Source organism: Clostridium sp. AM34-9AC, assembly GCF_003480225.1.
In the GTDB taxonomy this organism is placed as follows: domain Bacteria; phylum Bacillota; class Clostridia; order Lachnospirales; family Lachnospiraceae; genus Acetatifactor; species Acetatifactor acetigignens.
The window spans coordinates 101,258-117,510 of sequence record NZ_QUIU01000003.1; the positions used below are offsets into that span (position 1 = coordinate 101,258).

Annotated in this window: 15 protein-coding genes; 14 read left to right on the forward strand and 1 reads right to left on the reverse strand. The window is 45.0% G+C overall.

Annotated features, from left to right (window positions below; all coding sequences use genetic code 11):
• Positions 1–11 precede the first annotated feature (11 nt).
• Complete coding sequence (locus tag DW835_RS02685; protein ID WP_118505358.1) at positions 12–437, forward strand: DUF1934 domain-containing protein; 426 nt, start codon at positions 12–14, stop codon at positions 435–437.
• A 111-nt stretch (positions 438–548) separates the two neighbouring features.
• Here DW835_RS02685 and DW835_RS02690 read toward each other — a convergent pair whose 3' ends face one another.
• Positions 549–1,025 carry a hypothetical protein gene (locus DW835_RS02690; protein WP_117466435.1) on the reverse strand — a complete coding sequence of 159 codons (477 nt, stop codon included), beginning with the start codon at positions 1,023–1,025 and terminating at the stop codon, positions 549–551.
• Positions 1,026–1,262: 237 nt separating this feature from the next.
• Between DW835_RS02690 and DW835_RS02695 the strand changes: the two genes are divergently transcribed.
• From DW835_RS02695 to DW835_RS02755, 13 genes are all read left to right on the forward strand, one after another.
• Positions 1,263–2,012: a metallophosphoesterase family protein gene (locus tag DW835_RS02695; protein WP_117466434.1), complete on the forward strand. Its 750-nt coding sequence runs from the start codon at positions 1,263–1,265 to the stop codon at positions 2,010–2,012.
• 73 nt (positions 2,013–2,085) lie between these two features.
• Positions 2,086–2,751: a tyrosine-protein phosphatase gene (locus DW835_RS02700; RefSeq protein WP_237963422.1), complete on the forward strand. Its 666-nt coding sequence runs from the start codon at positions 2,086–2,088 to the stop codon at positions 2,749–2,751.
• A 112-nt stretch (positions 2,752–2,863) separates the two neighbouring features.
• On the forward strand, positions 2,864–4,222 hold the full coding sequence (locus tag DW835_RS02705) for an extracellular solute-binding protein (protein ID WP_117466432.1): 1,359 nt from the start codon (positions 2,864–2,866) through the stop codon (positions 4,220–4,222).
• 69 nt (positions 4,223–4,291) lie between these two features.
• Positions 4,292–5,194 carry a sugar ABC transporter permease gene (locus DW835_RS02710; protein ID WP_022312692.1) on the forward strand — a complete coding sequence of 301 codons (903 nt, stop codon included), beginning with the start codon at positions 4,292–4,294 and terminating at the stop codon, positions 5,192–5,194.
• A 3-nt stretch (positions 5,195–5,197) separates the two neighbouring features.
• Positions 5,198–6,052: a carbohydrate ABC transporter permease gene (locus DW835_RS02715; RefSeq protein ID WP_117466431.1), complete on the forward strand. Its 855-nt coding sequence runs from the start codon at positions 5,198–5,200 to the stop codon at positions 6,050–6,052.
• A gap of 4 nt (positions 6,053–6,056) precedes the next feature.
• Positions 6,057–6,890 (forward strand): MBL fold metallo-hydrolase, encoded by an 834-nt coding sequence (locus DW835_RS02720; RefSeq protein ID WP_022312690.1) that lies wholly within the window; start codon positions 6,057–6,059, stop codon positions 6,888–6,890.
• A 30-nt stretch (positions 6,891–6,920) separates the two neighbouring features.
• Positions 6,921–7,901: a LacI family DNA-binding transcriptional regulator gene (locus DW835_RS02725; protein ID WP_118505356.1), complete on the forward strand. Its 981-nt coding sequence runs from the start codon at positions 6,921–6,923 to the stop codon at positions 7,899–7,901.
• Positions 7,902–7,946: 45 nt separating this feature from the next.
• Positions 7,947–8,834, forward strand: a complete 888-nt coding sequence (locus DW835_RS02730) for an ATP-binding protein (protein ID WP_119623388.1) — start codon at positions 7,947–7,949, stop codon at positions 8,832–8,834.
• Positions 8,835–8,848: 14 nt separating this feature from the next.
• Positions 8,849–10,561: a glycosidase gene (locus DW835_RS02735; protein ID WP_117466428.1), complete on the forward strand. Its 1,713-nt coding sequence runs from the start codon at positions 8,849–8,851 to the stop codon at positions 10,559–10,561.
• Positions 10,562–10,719: 158 nt separating this feature from the next.
• Positions 10,720–12,192, forward strand: a complete 1,473-nt coding sequence (cls, locus tag DW835_RS02740) for a cardiolipin synthase (protein WP_022312686.1) — start codon at positions 10,720–10,722, stop codon at positions 12,190–12,192.
• 82 nt (positions 12,193–12,274) lie between these two features.
• Positions 12,275–13,378 carry a trigger factor gene (gene tig / locus DW835_RS02745; protein ID WP_181968714.1) on the forward strand — a complete coding sequence of 368 codons (1,104 nt, stop codon included), beginning with the start codon at positions 12,275–12,277 and terminating at the stop codon, positions 13,376–13,378.
• Between the two features lie 83 nt (positions 13,379–13,461).
• Entirely contained in the window at positions 13,462–14,853 is a 1,392-nt protein-coding gene (asnS, locus tag DW835_RS02750) for an asparagine--tRNA ligase (RefSeq protein WP_117466426.1), read from the forward strand.
• Positions 14,854–14,874: 21 nt separating this feature from the next.
• On the forward strand, positions 14,875–16,128 hold the full coding sequence (locus tag DW835_RS02755; RefSeq protein ID WP_118538566.1) for a C40 family peptidase: 1,254 nt from the start codon (positions 14,875–14,877) through the stop codon (positions 16,126–16,128).
• The last annotated feature ends 125 nt before the right edge of the window (positions 16,129–16,253 follow it).

Sequence of the window (16,253 nt, forward strand, 5' to 3'; positions counted from 1 at the left end):
ATGAAGAGAAAATGAATCGAGAGGTAGAACTTGTACTGTCCGGTCTGCATGCTTCCGGACAGGAGCAGGAAAGCGAAGCGGTGGAGACCGTGCAGCCGGCACAATATTTTAAGAGAAACGACAGTCATTATCTGCTCTATGAGGAGAAAATGGATAAAGACCAAGCTCCCTGCAGGAGCCGGATCAAATTCCGGGATCATCTGTTGGAATTGACCAGACAGGGGACAGCTGAGATGCATATGATCTTCGAGGAAAATAAGAGACATATGATCCCGTATAACACACCCTACGGGCAATTGATGCTGGGGATCGAAACCGGCAGGGTACTGGTAGAGGAACAGGAGGATCAGATTCACGTGACGGTGGAATACACGCTGGATCATGAGGGAGAACCCCTGAGTGAAAGCTGCCTGAAGATCCATATTCGGGAAAAATAGAAGAAAGATAAACATAAAAAATAGCAGATGCTCTTATGAATGCAAGCATTCAACGAACATCTGCTATTTTTATGTGCGTCAGACGACACACAATGGGGTCTGAATAGTTATTTACTTTACAGGCTTTGCTCCGGCCTTTTCCTGTGCCGTAGCTACAAGACGCTTGAAGAAGCCTTTTTTCTTCTCGGGAGCAGCTTCGGTCTTGCCGTGCAGTCCCTTGACATCCAGTACATAGATACCGCTGACAACGGCTTTTACTTCCTTTTTCACAGGAACACTGTCGAAGATCTTCTCGTCACAGATCAGGGATACGATCTGAGGACCAACCTTTGCCTTGATGATGGGGAGTTTGGAACCGCGCATCATCTTCGGGGTCTGGTCAATGACCATCTGTGGAAGACCGGCATCTTTTAGCTTCATGCGTTTCTTATCGATGATCAGCATGGATACGGTCTGTTTGTTGGCATCCAGCAGTTCCTGCTGTTCTGCCTGTTTCTTCTGTGCTTTCTTACCTAAGAAATATAATACTGCAATGATAATCGCAAGTACTATTACAATAACTAATAATGTGATTGCCACCGGACTCATTTTACAGTCCCTCCTTCAGTTAATCGGAACAAATTCCTAAAAAACATTGTAACATAGATGTGATGAAATACGCAACCATACATTTATGATTTCTATCTTGTTTCCGGTTCTTGTAAGGAAGACTGTCACCATGTGGCAGTCTTTTTGTAATATAAAAAATTATGAAACACGTATGTCAACCGGTTGACATACGTGCGGTAAAATTATATAATGTGAAAAAAGAAGGAGGTGCGGAAAATGAAAGTACTGGTAGTATCAGATGTACATGCGAACATAGCCGCATTGAACACCATTTTGGAAAAAGAGGCTGATTACGATATTCTGTGCTGCGCCGGGGATTATACAGACTATGGAATCTATCCGGCGGAAGTGATAGAACGGTTCCGCAATCTGAAAAACACGCATCTTGTGTATGGCAACCATGATCTTCACGTTATAAATACTTATGAAAGTAAGGAATGGAAAAATGTAGAAGATGGAAAATACAAGTGGGTTCACTATAATTGTGAACAGCTAAACAACCAGGGTATTAGGTGGCTGAAGCAGTTACCGGAAACCGCATATTTTGAGGCAGACGGATGGAAATACGGAATTGCCCATCAGTATGATAGTGGTTATGGGACGATAGAAAGCAGGTACGCGTTTGATAAATATTGGGCGGAGCATTACGGAACAGATAATACAGGGAACAGAAGACTGATTTTCGGGCATACACACAGACAATGTATTCATATTTTAGGTGATGGAATGGAATGGCTGAACCCGGGAAGTGCCTCGTATCGAAGACCCGATGACCCGGATAAGACGGCACATTATGCGACGATTACAGACGGCGAGATCCGATTGAAACAAATTCCCTACGACAGAAAACCACAGTTTGAAAAGGCAAAGGAATTTATAAGTACCGATAAAATGATGAGAACAGAAATTCAGGATTTTATGTTCTTTTTTGGGGATGCAAAGACCTCAAGAGAACCGTTGGGATAAGGAGTGAAATAACAATAACAGAGATAAAAAGGGATGGAAAGAGATGAATTGTAGGAGATATCGCTTGGATCAGGTGGCAAATTTCAGAGATTTGGGAGGCTATGCGTGTGACGGAGGCGTAACCAGATATGGTGTGATTTTCCGGAGCACAGCTTTGAATAAGGCGACGGAAGAGGATATTGAAAAGATAGAGCACCTGGGAGTCAATACGGTCATTGACTTAAGATTTCCCAGTGAGACAAAAGATCTTCCGGACAGATTGGGAAAGGGTATGGATTATATCAACTGTTCGCTTATGGGTACCACAAAGCTGGAACAGTTGGATATTGTAAACAGTAGTGTGGTGGAGACCAAAACGCTGCATCGCATGTATCGCCTGATGCTCCGCAACGGAGGAAAAGAGATCAGGAAAGCTCTGGAGGTAGTCGCTGATTCCGAGGGAGCGGTATTGTTCCATTGCGCAGCCGGCAAAGACCGTACCGGTATTCTGGCAATGTTGATTTTATCATCCGTGGGAGTGGATCGGGAAGATATTCTGGTGGATTACCAATGTAGCAGTACCTATATTACAAAATTTACGACCGATATTTCCGGTTCCAATATCTACAACATGAAATGGATTCTGAACTGGATTGACCAGGAATGGGGTGGAGTTCCGGAATATCTGCGTCAAATTGGAGTACAAAGTGAAACTATACAAAAAATCAAATCCAAGTTTGTTGAAAATTTATATATGTAACCGGTTGACACACGATAAAAATTAGTATATATTCTTAATTACAAAATATGTAACCGGTTGACATACAATTACATATCTACAAAATGTATAGATTCAGAGAGGAGAACAATACATGAAAAAGAAAATTTTAGCAGGATTGTTGAGTGCAATGATGGTCGTATCATTAGCAGCTTGTGGAAGCTCAGAGACAGGTGCCACAACTACAGACTCCAAGAATGAAACAACGGCAAATACTGCGGATGGAACAGCAGCCGCTGCAACAGATGCACAGGGCGGTTATGAAGGGAAAGAAGTGAAAGTCTGGATCAGCTCCGGCGCAGAAGATGATATATACCGTGAAATGTTTGACAAGATCGAAGGAGATCTGAATATTACCATTACAGATGAGTATTATTCCAAGGACGAGCTGGATAACAAGATGCAGACATCTTCTATCGCCGGAGATATGCCGGATGCCGTAGTTGCCGACTATCTGCTGATCCCCAAATATTATGAAGCGGGTTTGGTAGCAAATCTGGACGATTATGTAACCGATGAACTGATGGATGATTATCTTCCCAGCGTAGTATCTGAGTGCACTTATAATGATCACATCATTTCCGTTGCACAGTTCGATAGTGGCCTGGCTTTCTGGGCTAACAAATCCATGCTGGAGAATGCCGGTGTCAGAATTCCTGCCGATTACAAGGATGCATGGGATAAAGCAGAGTTTGAAGATGCGCTGAAGAAATTAAAAGACAGCGGTGTAGAATGGCCCATCTATGTAAGACAGAACAAACCTTCCACCGAGTATTACACCTGGATGCCGTTTGTAGCAAGCTTTGGCGGAGACTACATGAATCGTGAGACCGGACTTTGCACAGGAACTCTGGACGGCGATAATACAATTGCTTCTTTCGATTTCCTGGCAAAGCTGTTCACAGATGGATATGCAGATGCAACCTGTGATTATGAAGATTCTTTCCAGAAGGGTGAGAATGCCCTGGCTCTGTATGGACATTCCAAGTATCAGGATTATAAGGCTGCACTTGGCGATGATCTGATCCTGGTTCCCCTGCCTGATATGGGACACGGGGTTTACACCTGCTCCGGTTCTACTGTTATGATCATGACCACAGGAGCACAGGAATCCGGAAATGATGATGCTGTATGGGCAATGCTGCAGGAAGCAACCAACCCCGATTACATCAAGATGGTAGTAGATGTCAACGGTGCGGTTCCCGCAAGATCCAGTGTTATGGATGCAATCCCCGACTATTGTGAGGGAGGTACCCTGTATCTGTACAGACAGCAGCTGGAGAGCGGTATTTCCTTCCTGCGTCCGTACACTCCTGCACATATGACCATTTATGATGCAATGGCCAGCGTTATCGGTAATATCTATGCCGGCGCAGATCCTGCAACAGAGTTGCACGATGCCGCTGCAAATATCGATGAAATTATTACAGAGAACGGATGGAACTTTCAATAATCTGAAATAAGAAGGATCGGATAAGGCTGTCTGTGAGGGCAGCCTTATTCATAAGAAAAAGGAGTACCTATGGCAAACAGTTCTAAGAAAAAAAGCGGATTGCAACGTGGCGAGTCAAAAGCCGCATTCCTGTTCTGCACACCGGCAGTGGTGCTGGCACTGGTATTTATCATTTTACCGTTTGCAATGTCTGTTGTGTATTCATTTACCAATAAACAACTGATTCCCAAAGTGGGAATGGAAACAGCCTTTGTAGGGTTGAAGAATTATATTGAGATTTTCACAAGCAAAGTGACAGTACTTTCTTTTAAAAATACATTTTTGTATGCACTGATCGTAGTGCCTTCGGTATTGGTGATCGGAACCGTGCTTGCGGTTTTTGTAAACCAGAAGATCAAAGGCGTACAGGTGTTCCGACTGATCTATTTCAGTCCGCAGGTTGTAACGATGACTGTAGTGGCAGTTATCTGGGCATTCATTTTTTCCTCCAAATCCAGCGGATTATTAAATTCGTTTCTGGGTCTGCTGCACATTGCACCTCAGAAATGGCTTCAGGATCAGCATCTGGCACTTCCGTGTCTGGCAATTATGTATATCTGGCAGAATCTTGGTATGCAGATGTTGATCATTTTAAGTGGTCTGCAGTACATTTCCGAAGAACTATATGAGGCTGCCGAAATTGATGGATGTACCACCTTTGAGAAATTTATTTATATTACGGTACCCGGATTGAAGAATACACTGGTATACGTTTTGGTATCTGTGATTATCAATTCCCTGAAAGTATTCACCCAGGTGTATGTACTGACAAACGGCGGACCGTCCAATGCAACAACGACCGTAGTATTCCAGTTGTACAAAGCCGGATTCGTAAATGGACAGGTAGGATACTCTTCCGCAATCGCAGTTACATTCTTTATGCTGGTAATGGTTATTTCAATTCTGCAGAATAAGTTTGCAAAGGAGGACTAGGGAATGAGAACTGCAATGTCAAAAAGGAAAAAAATCATTATGAAATTGTGCATGTATCTTGGATATTTGCTCATAGCAGCTATTTTCATCGGACCGATCGTATTTTTGTTCGTATCTTCCCTGAAACCATATGCGCAGATTGAATCGGATATGTCAAATATCAGAGCATTCATTCCTTACGGAGACCTGTCACTGGATAACTATATCAATGTTATTGTGAAAGCGGATTTCTTCAAGTTCTTCAAGAATTCCGTTGTAGTAACGATCATCTTTGTCTTGCTGGCAACCACAATCAATGCAATGATCGGATATGCACTGGGAATGCTTAATTTCCGTGGAAAGGCAATCATTATATCCACCATTGTGGCATTGAGCATTATTCCTACAGAGTCCATTATCATTAACCGTTTTATGACAGTGAATTCACTGGGAATGTTAAATACATATATAGGACTGGCCATTCCAAGTGTCGCATATCCCATGTACATGTATCTATACTATAATCATTTTAAGGGAATGCCGAAGGAATTGCAGGAGGCTGCAATTATTGATGGAGCCTCCTACTGGAAAATATTTACCAAAATCATGATGCCTTTGTCTAAGCCGATCATTACCACTGTTGCGATCATGGCATTCATCCGTTCCTGGAGCGATCTGCTGTGGCCCACCCTGGTTACCAGAGACGGTACTTACCGAACACTGCCGCTGGCTTTAAAGTCACTGTTTTCCGATACCTACACTGATTGGGGACAGGTCTTTGCGTTCTCTACATTAATGGTTATTCCTACGATGATATTATTCCTGGTATTCCAGAAGCAGTTTGTGGCATCTGTGACATCCAGCGGAATTAAGGGGTGATAAAGTGGAAATCAGATATCTCGGAACAGGCGGAGCAGAAGGATTCCCCAGTATTTTCTGCCAGTGTGAAGCATGTCGTAAGGTAAGAACGTTGTTGGGAAAAAATGTAAAGACACGTAGCTGTACTCTGATAGATCAGGTGATGATCGACCTGTCGCCGGATATTTTTTCCCAATGTATTAACAGCCATGTGGATTTATCGGAGGTAAATCACCTAGTATTTACCCATTCTCATTCCGATCACCTGAATACCACGGAAATATGCTTCCGACTGCGGGAAATGGCATCCGTGATTCAAAAAAAAGATAAAAAAGTAATGGAAATTTATGGCAATGATGCGGTTCGGGATGGTATTATGGAGATAATAGCTAAGGATCCACATGTAGATCTGACAAGGATGAGATTTCACCGGATTCAAAAGTTTGAACCATTCCGTATAGGTCATTTAAAGTTTACACCTTTAAAGGCATATCACAAGCTGGATGAGGAAGCTCTGATCTTTGTGATCGAGGATGGAAGATCGACCTTATTGTATGCAAATGATACGGGGGCTTTGCCGGAGGAAACACTGGATTTTATAGAACAACAGAACATAAAATTTGACGTCGTCAGTATGGATACCAGCAGAGGTATACTGGATGGTGACACGCATATGGGAATTCGGGAAAATGTAGAGCTGCGGGAGAAACTCCGCAGAATGCATGCAGTGACACCGGATACGGAATATTATCTGAATCATTATTCTCATATGTGCGGTATGATTCCGCAGGAATATGAAAGACTGGTAGGTCAGGAGGGGTTCCTGTTGACTTACGACGGACTTTCCGTTACTGTCTGATGCAAAAAAGTAAGATAAGGGGAAGGGAATATGCCAACAATCAAAGATGTAGCTGCAGAAGCAGGAGTGACTTCCACAACAGTATCCAGAGTATTGAATAATCGTGGATACATCAGTGAAGAGACGAGAGAAAAAGTATATTCTGCCATGGAAAAGCTGAACTATATGCCAAACGAAATGGCGAGAAATTTATCCCGGCAGAAGAGTGATTATATCGGGGTGATTCTCCCATCTGTAGAGCATCCTTACTTTAGCAAGGTCCTTCACTGGCTGGAGCATTATGTGACAAAACACAACTACAAGATAATGGTCTGTATTTCCGAGAACAGCAGGGAAAAAGAATTACAGTATATTGATCTGCTCTATTCACACAGAGTTCTTGGAATTGTTGTGTGCAGCCATATCGGAGAGACGATGGAACATCTGGATTCCAATTGTCCGCTGATTTCTTTTGAGAGAGAAATTGCGGAAAACATTCCGGCAGTTCTTTGCGATAACTATCAGGGTGGTATTTTGGCGGCTAACCGGTTATTTGATGCCGGATGCAGAAATATCGCAATTTTTAACCCGCCTACCAAGGAAAATATCCCTGCATATAGCAGAGAAAAGGCATTTATGAAGTGCTGCGAGGATAAAAAAATCAGTGGACGTGTGGTTTATACAGACAGGTTGGCTCCCTTATCAGAAGAATTCGGCAACAATATTTTGGAATTATTGAAAAAAAATTCGGATCTGGATGGAATTTTTGCAACAAGTGATGTAATGGCTGCAAATATTATCCGTGCATGCAAAAAAATGGGAAAACGTGTTCCGGAGGATATCTCTATTGTGGGATTCGATGATACCTGGATTTCCACACTGACGTATCCTTCCATTACGACCATTCATCAGCCGGTGCAGGAAATGTGTGAATATGCCATAGAAGCGATTGTGAAAAAAGTAAAGAGTGAAAAGGTTCCATCCCAGGTTGTATTTCCGGTAGAACTGATCGACCGGGAGTCCACAAAGTAAAATAATGACGATAAAGGAACAGATATGATAGAAAAAGGAACCATAATGGAAAGTGAAGCAGAACCGTCATCAAAGGAGCTACTGAAAATATATGATACTACGTTGGCAGAAAAACTGATGCAAAAGCTGCTCCCCATGATTGAAAACTGTGCGAAGCAGACACGTTCCGAAAAAGTAGTCGTTGCAGTAAGCGGAGGCTCCGGATCCGGAAAAACAGTGACGGCCTTGTTACTTTCCTGCTTCCTGAAGGAAAAAGGGATAGAAAATTACATTTTGTCCGGAGATGCTTATCCGCATAGAATTCCCAAGTACAATGATGCGGAGCGGCTACAGATTTTCAGAGAAAATGCAATTGTGGGAATGCTGAAAGAGCAGACTTATACAGAAGAACGATGTACAATCATTCAGGAATTTCAAAAAGCCGGAAATGATGCGGATGAAAAACATGTCGAAAAATATCCATGGTATGAGTCCTATCTTAGAAACGGCAGAAAAGCTCTGGAAAATTATCTTGGCACGGAAAAGGAAATTAATTTTGAAGAAGTAAACAGACTGGTTCATGCGTTTAAAGCCGGCGGAGAGAAGCTATGGGTCAGACATATGGGACGCGAAGAGACAGAACTGTGGTATGAAGAGAAGGATTTCACCGGAATAAAAGTGCTGTTGGTGGAGTGGACACACAGCAACAGTCAATACTACAGCGGTGTGGATATTTCCATCTACCTTGACAGTACCCCCCAGGAGACATTGCAGAGCCGTCTGGAAAGAAACCGTGATCAATGGATAGACACCCCATTTACGATGATGGTACTGGATATTGAGCAGAAAATGCTGAAAAAGCAGGCTGAGAAAGCAAAACTTATTGTTACCCGGGACGGAACGGTGTTAGACCGGAAGGAATATGCGCAATTTGTTCCGAAGCTTCAGAAATAAAAAGGAAAGATGTTATGAACATAGGACCGATGTTGAATCTCTACCCGGATAGTCTGGGCGGAACCCTGGATGATGTTGTAGATTTTTTGAAAACGGAAGAGGCAGAGGGAGCATTTTCTTCCTGCTATATTCTGCCCAGTCTGTACCATACGGATCTGGACAGAGGCTTTTCTGTGATTGATTATTCTCTGAACAAGATGTATGCTTCCGGCGAAACATTGGAAGCAATAAAAAAGCTCGGGATTGAATTGAAGCTGGATTTTATTCTGAATCATGCTTCGGTGTTGTCAAAGCAATTCCAGGATATCATTGCAAAAGGGGAAGAATCGGAGTACAAGGACTTCTTCATTAATTGGAATGAATTCTGGAAGGACTGCGGAGAAATGACGGAGCAGGGATATATCCTTCCGGAAGAAAAGTATCTGAAAAAGATGTTTTTCCGGAAGCCTGGGCTCCCCATTCTTATGGTACGTTTTCCGGATGGGAGAGAGATCCCTTACTGGAATACTTTTTATCAGGAAGTGAACTACCCTGAGGTTAATGCTCCTGAACTGATGAAAGCTGCCGATCTGCAATATATGCAGGCGGAAATTATTGCACAGGAACTATCCATGGGCTGCCCGGAAGGAAAAAAGCCGGCAGACATTTTACAGAAAATCGTTCTGGAGCGAAAAGCAGGAAGGTTGACAAAAGAACAGGTTATAACGGTCTGGAATTACATGGAGCAGCATCGGTATTATCTCGGACAGATGGATCTGAATATTCAGTCGCCAAAAGTATGGGAGTACTATCGTGAAGTGTTAAAGACACTGGCGGGATATGGTGCTAAAATTGTAAGACTGGATGCATTTGCTTATGCACCGAAGACTCCGGGGGAACGGAATTTTTTGAACCAGCCGGACACCTGGGAGCTGCTGGACAAAATAAAACAGATTGCGGAACCGTACGGTATGGAACTTCTGCCGGAGATTCATGAAAGCTATAGTGAAAAAATATATGAGAAGATAGCAGAGCAGGGATATGTCACCTATGACTTCTTTCTGCCGGGACTCATTATAGATGCCCTGGAATCGGGAAACGGAGAACATCTGGCCGGATGGGCACAGGAGCTGATCGATAAAAATATCAGAACCGTGAATATGCTTGGCTGTCACGATGGGATTCCACTGTTGGATCTCAAAGGAATTCTGGCGGAGGACCGGGTTCAGAAACTGATCGACACTATTGTCTCCCGTGGGGGATATGTGAAGGATCTTCACGGTCAGAAAAACATTTACTATCAGGTGAATGCAACCTACTTCAGTGCATTGGGCGAAGATGAGAGAAAGATGCTCCTTGCGAGAGCCTTGCAGATATTTATGCCGGGCAAACCGCAGATCTGGTATCTGGATCTGTTCGCCGGAAAGAACGACTACGAAGCGGTGAAAAAGGCAGGTCCAGGAGGACATAAGGAGATCAATCGGACAAATCTGACGACAGCACAGGTATGCAGTGGTTTGAGTAAGCCGATTGTAAAGCAGCAACTGGAGTTGCTGCGATTCCGGAATTCCTGCCCGGCGTTCTCGGAAGAAAGCCGGATCAAAGTAAGCAGTGAAGGATCCAGAATCTGCTTTGTATGGGAACATCAGGGCTGTACTGCACAGCTGAGGGCAGATCTGCAGGATTGTTCCTATGTGATTGAATTCTGCGATCAGGATAGAAAGAGAACACTCATCACAGAGGGATAAAATATCACGGCCGGAGACCGCCGGCTTGAATACAAAAGATAAGAAGAGACTGAGAATGTTGATTTTTTCGGCATTTGTCAGTCTCTTTTGCTGGAAAGAAGGTTTGCATTATGATATATTGAGGAAAAGGGATGTTTTTCATCTGAAGGGGCAGTATTATGAGTGAAGCATTTGAGATCGTAAAGACAGGAATAGATTTTTTCTGCAACCACCTGGTATTTTTTAATATGCTGTTTGCCATCGTGATCGTGTTTTTCCAGAGACGGGATCCAAAGAGTGTGTGGGCATGGCTGCTTTTGTTGTATTTTATACCGGTACTGGGGTTCGTGTTCTATCTGCTGCTGGGGCAGGATATGCACAAGCGGAAAATGTTCCGGATCAAAGAGGTGGAGGATCACATCAGCAAAGATATCAGGCAGCAGGAGTACCGGCTGAGATCCCGGGATGTCCAGGAGCTGGATGAGAATATCCGGGGGTATGAGGATCTGGTCATGTATAATCTGGAGGCCGGAGAAGCCATGCTGACGAAGGACAATGATGTGGATATCTTCATCGACGGCAATGAGAAATTCCGGGCGCTGATGGAAGATCTGCGGAATGCGGAGCATTTTATCCATATCCAATACTACATTATTAAAAACGACGTATTATTCAATCAGATCAAGGATATTCTGATCGAGAAGGCGGCACAGGGTGTGGAGGTCCGGGTTCTGTTCGATGCCATGGGCTGTCGTTCCGTGCGGCACAGCTACTGGAAATGGCTGAATGAAAAGGGTGTGCAGACCGCGGAATTTTTCCCGGCGATCCTGCGGAGGCTTCAGCTTCGTATCAATTACCGCAACCACAGGAAAATTGTGGTCGTTGACAATAAAGTGGCTTACGTGGGCGGATTTAATGTCGGGAAGGAATATATTGATCTGGATGAAAAGTTCGGACACTGGAGAGATACCCATCTGCGGATTTGCGGCAGTGCGGTACTGGGGCTCCAGGTGCGATTTATTTTAGACTGGAATTATGCGGCAGGAGAGAACCTGTTTTTGCGCCCAGAACTGTTCCGGGGAATCGAAGCCGGTACGAGGGATTTCTGTGATCTGCAGATTATCAGCAGTGGTCCGGATAAGACGACTCAGCAGATCCATGATAATTACCTGCGTCTGATCAACAAGGCACAGAAAAGCATTTATATCCAGACTCCGTATTTTATCCCGGATGAGGCGATCCTGAATGCCCTGATGATCGCGGTGAAGTCCGGGATCGAAGTGAACATTATGATCCCATGTATGCCGGATCACCCGTTTGTCTATTGGGCCACCTATTCTTATCTTGGCGATATGGTCATGGCCGGGGCCAACTGTTATACCTATAACAACGGTTTTCTACACAGCAAGGGCATGATCGTGGATGACAGAGTACTGTGTTACGGAACAGCGAACATGGACATCCGCAGCTTTGCGTTGAATTTTGAGGTAAATGCTGTGATATATGATGAAAAAAAGGCGTGGGAAATGGTGGAAATATTTCACAGGGATCTGGAAGTCTGCCGTCAGATCACCCGGGATTATTACACGGGAAGGAACCTGAAGATCCGCATAAAAGAGCAGGTCTGCCGGTTATTGTCACCCTTGTTATAGCCCGGTGGATGTGTTATAATGGGCGGTGCTATGATGCATTTCGCATGGTAGGCACAAAATGAAAGGTATAGGAAGTATTAGAATGAAGAAAAAGACATTAGGATTTCTGGCAGCGGTTTTAAGCATGTGTATGCTGGCGGGCTGCGGAGCAAAGGATACAGGAGACGGCACGGATGCAGCGACCGGCGCCGGAGCAGAAAGTACTGCATTGAAGGATATGGATGTGGACAAGTATGTGACACTGGGCGAGTACAAGGGGCTGGAAGTATCCGTAGACACCGTGGAAGTAGATGAGGATGAGTGGGACAGTCTGGTCAATAATGTATATTATGAAAATATTACCGCAGAGAACGGCGGGATTATGGATCGTGCCGTGGAGACCGGAGACACCGTAAACATCGATTACGAAGGCAAAAAGGATGACGTGGCATTTGACGGCGGTACCGCACAGGGATACGATCTGACCATCGGTTCCGGAAGCTTTATTGCCGGATTCGAGGATGGACTGATCGGCGTGATGCCCGGAGAGACAGTGGATCTGAATCTTACATTCCCGGAGAATTACGGAAAATCCGATCTGGCAGGACAGGCTGTGGTATTTACGGTAACGGTAAATTATATTCAGCCCGCACAGGATGGGGAATTCAGTGATGAAGTCATCAGTAACTTCGGTATCGATGGTGTGACGAACGAGGAAGAACTCCGTCAGTACGCTTATGATTATCTGAATGAGAATGCACAGCAGAATTATGAAACCAATGTACAGCAGGCAGTGATGGATGCGTTTATGGCAAATAACACCTTTACTTCCGTGCCGGAGGCTCTGGTACAGAAATATTCTGATGCAGCGGAGAGCAGCATTACCTCCATGGCATCTGCTTACGGTGTGGACGGAGATACGTTCACGCAGTATTATTACGGACAGGATCTGGCATCTTTCCTGGCTGCCTATTCTGAGGAGGCAGCAAAGCAGGATATTGCCTTGCAGGCAGTGGCCAACAGAGAAAACCTGAACATCAGTGATGAAGAACTGGATCAGATCCTGCTGGATCGTGCTACAGCAGCAGGTTATGACACCATCGAGGAGTATATCGGCGAGACCTCCAAGGAAGACTACAGAGAGTATTTCCTCTATGATAAAGTGACAGATTATCTGGTAGAGAACGCAAAGATCACCAACAATTAAATTTTAAAAATAGTATGTGACCGGCGAATAGGATGCGGGCCGGTTCAGATAGAGCACGTCGCAGCGTGCGGATAGGAAAAATTATGGAATTAACAGACATCAGAGAACTTCACCGGGAAAAGGACGTCTATATCGGCAAGGAGATCACCGTAGGCGGCTGGGTGAGGAACAATCGTGACTCCAAGAACTTCGGTTTCCTGGTGATCAACGACGGAACCTTTTTTGAGCCTTTACAGGTAGTATATGGTGACGGACTTGCGAACTTCCAGGAGATCTGCAAGATCAATGTAGGTGCAGCAGTTGTGATCCGCGGCACCATCGTGGCTACCCCCGAGGCAAAGCAGGCATTTGAAATGCAGGCAGCGGAAGTGATCGTGGAAGGACCTTCTACTGCGGATTATCCCTTACAGAAAAAGCGTCACTCCTTTGAGTATCTGCGTACCATCTCTCATCTGAGAGCACGTACCAATACTTTCCAGGCAGTGTTCCGTGTCAGATCCCTGATCGCTTATGCAATCCACACCTTCTTCATGGAGAGAGGATTTGTCTATGTGCATACTCCTCTGATCACCAGCAGTGACTGTGAAGGTGCCGGTGAAATGTTCCAGGTGACCACTCTGGATATGAACAATGTACCTAAGACAGAAGACGGCAAAGTGGATTACACCCAGGACTTCTTCGGTAAGCCTGTAAACCTGACCGTAAGCGGACAGCTGGATGTAGAGACTTATGCTTTTGCATTCAAGAACGTATATACTTTCGGACCGACTTTCCGTGCCGAGAATTCCAACACCACCCGTCATGCGGCAGAGTTCTGGATGATCGAGCCGGAGATCTGTTTTGCAGATCTGAAGGATGATATGATCCTGGCAGAGAGCATGTTAAAATATGTGATCCGCTATGTGCTGGAAAATGCGCCCGAAGAGATGGCATTCTTCAATCAGTTTGTGGATAAGGGACTGATCGAAAGATTGCAGCATGTGGTCAACTCGGATTTCGGTCATGTGACCTACACTGAGGCGATCAAGATCCTGGAGAAGCACAACGATGAGTTCGATTACAAGGTATTCTGGGGATGCGATCTGCAGACCGAGCATGAGAGATACCTGACCGAGAAGGAATTTAAGAGACCTGTATTCGTAACCGATTATCCGAAGGAGATCAAGGCATTCTACATGAAGTTGAACGAGGATGGCAAGACTGTGGCTGCTATGGACTGCCTGGTACCCGGTATCGGCGAGATCATTGGCGGCAGCCAGCGTGAAGACAATCTGGAGATTCTGGAGAAGCGTATGGAAGAGCTGGGACTGAATAAGGAAGATTATCAGTTCTATCTGGATCTGCGCCGCTACGGCTCCGCACGTCATGCAGGCTTCGGACTGGGCTTCGAGCGCTGTGTAATGTATATCACCGGAATGGGCAATATCCGTGACGTTATCCCCTTCCCTCGTACTGTAAATAACTGCGACCTGTAATTATATGGAGTCATTTTACCTATGAAGAAAAAAACTGCCGGCAGAAAAGTAAATAGAGCAAAAAGAAAGTTTTTATGTTATTTTCTTCTGGCAGCGGTGACACTGACAGCCACCGGCTCTGTCTGGGAATCTCCCGCGGAGACGGTGCAGGCGGCACCTTCCATGAGTGAACTGCAGAACAGCATCAACAATCATCAGAACCAGCTGAACAACATCAACAGCCAGATCAATTCCCTACAGGATGAGCAGGATCTGGTGCAGGAGAAGATCGATGACCTGAATGCAGAGATCATCAACACCATGACCAGTATCGGCATGAAGGAGGATGAGATCGCATCGAAGGAGACGGAACTTGCCGACAAGCAGGTGCAGATCGATCAGACGCAGGAAGAATACAATCTTGCCAAGGCAAAGGAAGAAAAGCAGCACAATGATATGATTACCCGGATGCGGATGATGTATGAGAACGATTCTTCGGAGAATTATGTGAACCTTCTGTTACAGGGCGGTGGCCTGAGTGGTATGCTGAACCGGATGGACTTCGTGGAGAGCGTCTACGAGTATGACCGCCAGAAACTGCAGGAATACGAAGAGACCAAGGAACAGGTGCTGGCGCTGTGGAACCAGCTGGAAGAAGAGAAGACCCAGCTGCAGGTCGATAAGGATCAGCTGGAAGCCGATAAGGCGGATCTGGAGAACCAGAAATCGGAACTGGATGTGATGCTGGCCAAGAAAAAGCAGGAATCCGCCAACTATGATGCGGAGATTAAGAAGGCAAAGCAGGAGGCTTCCGTAGCGAAGGCACTGTTGCAGCAGGAACAAAAACAGTTAAAACAGCTGCAGGCGAAGGCACAGCAGGGAAATACTGCCGCAGCCACCGGCACTTATGCAACGACCAATTATACCTCAGTCATCGAAAGTGCCTCCGGCAGTGATATGGGAAAGCGTCTTGCAAAATATGCCTGTCAGTACATAGGCAATCCGTATGTGGCGGGCGGTACCAGCCTGACGAATGGTGCGGATTGTTCCGGATTTACCTTCCGCGTCTACAGTGATTTCGGTTACAGCATTCCCCGTACGTCCTATGAGCAGAGAAGTTGTGGCACCGGTGTGGACTACAGCAATGCACAGCCGGGAGATCTGATCTGTTATGACGGTCATGTGGCTATGTATATTGGCGGCGGGCTGATCGTGCATGCCAGCACACAGCGTACGGGTATCAAGATCAGCAATGCCAATTACCGTCCGATCCTGGCAGTACGACGCGTTGTGTAATTTCATATTTGACATTTGTAAAGTCCCTGTTTTTGCGGAAAACGGGGACTTTTTTTCTTTTTGAAATTATTTTTTCGTGAAATTTGACAAAAGATATCCTTGGTGAAATCGCATATAGACAAAGC